Consider the following 3,740-nt stretch of genomic DNA (forward strand, 5'->3'; position numbering starts at 1 on the left):
TGTAAATCATGGTTTGAAACTGTACACACTCGGGGTACAAACGAAAACAAGATATGCTTGTGTCGAAAAGGTATATATGAACTGATGGTAGAGTCGTCATCAACAACAATAAGAATTAGAGAACTATCTTTCTCCATTCATGGACGCCTGGCAAGGTGGGGCAATGGAGCAGTTGGCAGGACAGATTGCAAGCGCAAAGATTCCGCAGTCACGAATGATCTCACCACAACTCTACCGGGTGATGTCCGCAAGCGAGTTTACACTCGACATCAACAATCCCGAAGAACCGAAAATTCTATGTGTCGGCAACAATCCCGACCGTCAGAACATTTATGGTGCTGCACACGGCTTGTACAACAGCCGCATAGTAAAACTCATCAACAAGAAGGGACAACTCAAATCATCCGTTATCATTGACGAGTTGCCGAACATCTATTTCAAGGGATTGGATAACCTGATTGCTACGGCACGAAGCAACAAGGTTGCCGTCTGCTTGGGCTTCCAAGATTTCTCGCAATTGGTTCGTGATTATGGAGACAAGGAGGCAAAGGTGGTTATCAATACGGTAGGTAACATCTTCAGCGGTCAGGTCGTTGGCGAGACCGCTAAGACTTTATCCGAGCGTTTTGGAAAAGTACTCCAAAAGCGCCAGTCTATTTCCATCAACCGTCAGGATGTTTCTACATCCATCAATACCCAGATGGACAGTCACATTCCGCCGAGCAAGATTAGCGGACTCACCCAAGGAATGTTTGTCGGCTCTGTTTCCGATAACTTCAACGAGCGTATCGAGCAGAAGATATTCCATGCCGAGATAGTAGTTGATACCGAAAAGGTGAAACGGGAGGAAAGTCGTTATCAGAAACTCCCCATCATCAACGATTTCTTGGATGCGGATGGCAACGACTGTATGGAGCAGACCATACAGGACAACTACAACCAAGTCAAGGAGGATGTCAAGCAGATAGTCAAGGATGAGCTGGGGCGTATCGCCAACGATGAGAACTTGAAGCACTTGATACAGAAGGCATAAATGCGCTTTTTACAGTTGAATATAAATAGGTTTGTGCTATTGCTTTTTCCGCGAGTGCCAAGAATAATAGTTAAAAATGATTATAATATAGCTAATAATTAGTTATCAATTTTGATAATCAAAATATTTATCGTAACTTTGCACACAAATAAAAATAACATGGCTGAATAATATATGAACATAACAAGTGAAGACGAGGCTTTGTTGGAACTGTTCGAAAATGGAAAGACATCTGACAAGAAGTATAAAAGACTTCCTATAGCCGCAATCAAGGGTTATGTTAAGGCTGTCAACAAAATGAGAGCTGCAACAAGAATTGAAGACATTATGCGTGATCATGGCTTGCGCTACGAAAGATTGCACGGAGACAGAAAAGATCAAGAATCCGTAAGATGCAATGATGTCTGGCGATTGATTTTCCAAAGCTCTCCTGCCGATGGCAGTATTATCATTACCGAAATAGAATTAATTGAAATATCACATCATTATGACTAAGTTTAGTTTCAATCAGGCAGTTCCATTTGAGGCAACTCATGTGGGCGAGGTGATTAAGGACGAATTGTCTGCTCGTAATATGAAGCAGAGCGAATTGTCCGAACTCACTGGCATACAGAAATCCATTCTGAATGATGTCATAAAAGGTAAACGTTCTCTGACACCTGAAATGGCATTGTTGTTGGAAAACGCTCTCGGCATTTCTGCGACATATCTCATGAACATCCAGACGCAATACGAATTGGATTGCGCCAAACAGAGCGAAAGGGTTGTGTTGCAGACTAAAATGCTTGAGATTTGGAATGTACTCAAAGACCAAGTATCAATTCCCTTTTTCAGAAAAGCCGGTATCGTTAGAGGAAATATCATCGAGGATGTAAAACGCATCTTCGAGGTCTTTTCCGTGGATAACTTGGATGATTTCTTTGGTTTGAAGGCAGAAGAAATGGAACTTTCTTATTACCGCAAGTCAGAAAAGGTGAAAACCAATCCCGTGGACATTCTGTCTTGGAAATATTATTGCTATCATCTCTCTAAAAATGATGATTCAACTTTATGCACATTTGACAAGGGGGCAGATACAGAGATGCTGGCAAGAGAGCTGAACAATGTGTTTAAAGAAAACAAGAATACGGTGAACAAAACCCAAGAGGTTCTTAACAAGTATGGCATTCGTTTTCTTGTAGTCAATAAGGTTGGGCAAGTTCCTGTTGATGGAATGTCCTTTTGGATAGGAGATACACCAACGATTGTCATCACTGAGAGAATAGCTTCCATTGACAATTTTGCTTTCACCACTTTACATGAGGTCGGTCATGTATTCAAGCACCTTACCCAAAATGGTAAGGCAATGATTAATCTCATGGAGGACAAGAAGAACATCGAGGAGTCTGAGGCTGACGAGTTTGCTTTAAATGCGACCCTACCAAATGCGGAGTGGAAAAAGTTCATGGCAAGGACTCGTGATGTTGTACCTTATAAAATAGCACCATATATTCAGACAGAAGCAGACAAACACAATGTCAATCCACAACTTCTGTTCGGACGCTATAAGCATGATATAGGTATATACAAGATAAAGAATTTCTTTGAAGCGAAAATTCTATAACGATTCACAAAGCACCATTGGTTACACATTTCATAACCAATGGTGCTTTGCATTTTCATCTCCTCATTCTCTCCAATTCATCATCCCTCCGCATTTTCTCATTCAACTTCTCCTGCATCTTGTCCAGAAAATAGGTGCGACTACAAGATGAATGTCGCTATACAAAGCATATCTATATAGGTAGTCAGCGAGTCGTTTCCAAGATTGGTGACTTCGACTCTTATGGTTCAGACCCACGCCGCATCCAGTATGCAGGTAGTGAGACTGATGGACTTTCTGTTGTTGCCCAAAACAGCTCTATTTCTCTCGATGAAATAACTCGCCAGAGATGCGGGCATCACGACCAACAACAATTTTATTGCTCTTGCTCGTGTATATCGTCAAAATTAATCATATTATTTCCCATTTTCTTGATTACAGAATATGTTCTAACATCTGATGTCTTCACCGTACGCTCACCGTCTGCATCATACCAATAGTTGGTCACGAAGCCATTGTCATCAGAAGCAAGGAGACGGTTCTCCTCATCCCATTTGAGTTTACGCTCTGCGGTCTTCTCGTCAGCCATGCCATCCTTCTTTGTACGGCTTGTATTGACATAGACAAGATTACCGTTGGCATCATACTCATAAGCATGATTGTTGTTCACATTCTTGCTTTCTGAAGGTGTCTCCTCCGTTCGGTAGTTCACATCCTTCACTTTTGCAAGTTGGGACTTCTTGCCAGTATCTGTTCCGTATGTATAGGTTAGGTCATAGCCAGCATTCAATGTACCATTGAACTGCACATTGTTCTGCGTGAGAATCTGACGCTTCGAAGTGATACGGTGCATATTGTCATAGCCCATCGCAAGAGTATAACTTGCGGTCTTGTTGTCCGCACCTGTATATGTACCAGTTGCGCTGACAAGACGGTAGAGGGCATCGTATGTATAGGTATGCGCCATCTGTCCGCCAGCCTTGCCACTCTGTGGGACTGACGCACCGTTTACCACGCTGAGCACATTGCTCACCGCATCGTAAGTGTAAGCGTTATCCATAATGGTGTTGCCACCACTATTCACCGTGAGGTTCTGCAATCTGCGACGCTGTGGATCGTAGGTGT

The 3,740-nt window shown here is 42.5% G+C and carries 2 protein-coding genes and 3 pseudogenes; 3 read left to right on the top strand and 2 right to left on the bottom strand.

Features of this window, described 5'->3' with window-relative positions:
• Window positions 1-112: 112 nt before the first annotated feature.
• The 3 genes and pseudogenes from DXA74_RS15415 to DXA74_RS15425 all read left to right on the top strand — a co-directional run.
• Window positions 113-1,033 (top strand): annotated as a pseudogene (locus DXA74_RS15415) (TraM recognition domain-containing protein); the annotation flags it as partial.
• 174 nt (window positions 1,034-1,207) lie between these two features.
• On the top strand, window positions 1,208-1,528 hold the full coding sequence (locus DXA74_RS15420) for a type II toxin-antitoxin system RelE/ParE family toxin (protein WP_025867317.1): 321 nt from the start codon (window positions 1,208-1,210) through the stop codon (window positions 1,526-1,528).
• The gene (locus DXA74_RS15425; protein ID WP_118529019.1) at window positions 1,521-2,636 is read left to right on the top strand and encodes a HigA family addiction module antitoxin; all 1,116 of its coding nucleotides are present in this window, start codon (window positions 1,521-1,523) and stop codon (window positions 2,634-2,636) included. The genes DXA74_RS15420 and DXA74_RS15425 overlap by 8 nt, the downstream gene beginning before the upstream one ends.
• 55 nt (window positions 2,637-2,691) lie before the next feature.
• Here the strand turns inward: DXA74_RS15425 and DXA74_RS15430 are convergent.
• Window positions 2,692-2,793, bottom strand: a pseudogene (locus DXA74_RS15430) (RteC protein); the annotation flags it as partial.
• A 279-nt stretch (window positions 2,794-3,072) separates the two neighbouring features.
• Window positions 3,073-3,740 (bottom strand): annotated as a pseudogene (locus tag DXA74_RS15440) (type IV secretion protein Rhs); the annotation flags it as partial.

This window comes from Bacteroides sp. OF04-15BH (assembly GCF_003477995.1).
GTDB lineage: Bacteria > Bacteroidota > Bacteroidia > Bacteroidales > Bacteroidaceae > Paraprevotella.

Excerpts from the sequence above, each read along its gene's own strand:
- DXA74_RS15420 (WP_025867317.1), top strand. The coding sequence starts at position 1,208 with ATGAACATAACAAGTGAAGACGAGGCTTTGTTGGAACTGTTCGAAAAT.
- DXA74_RS15425 (WP_118529019.1), top strand. The coding sequence starts at position 1,521 with ATGACTAAGTTTAGTTTCAATCAGGCAGTTCCATTTGAGGCAACTCAT.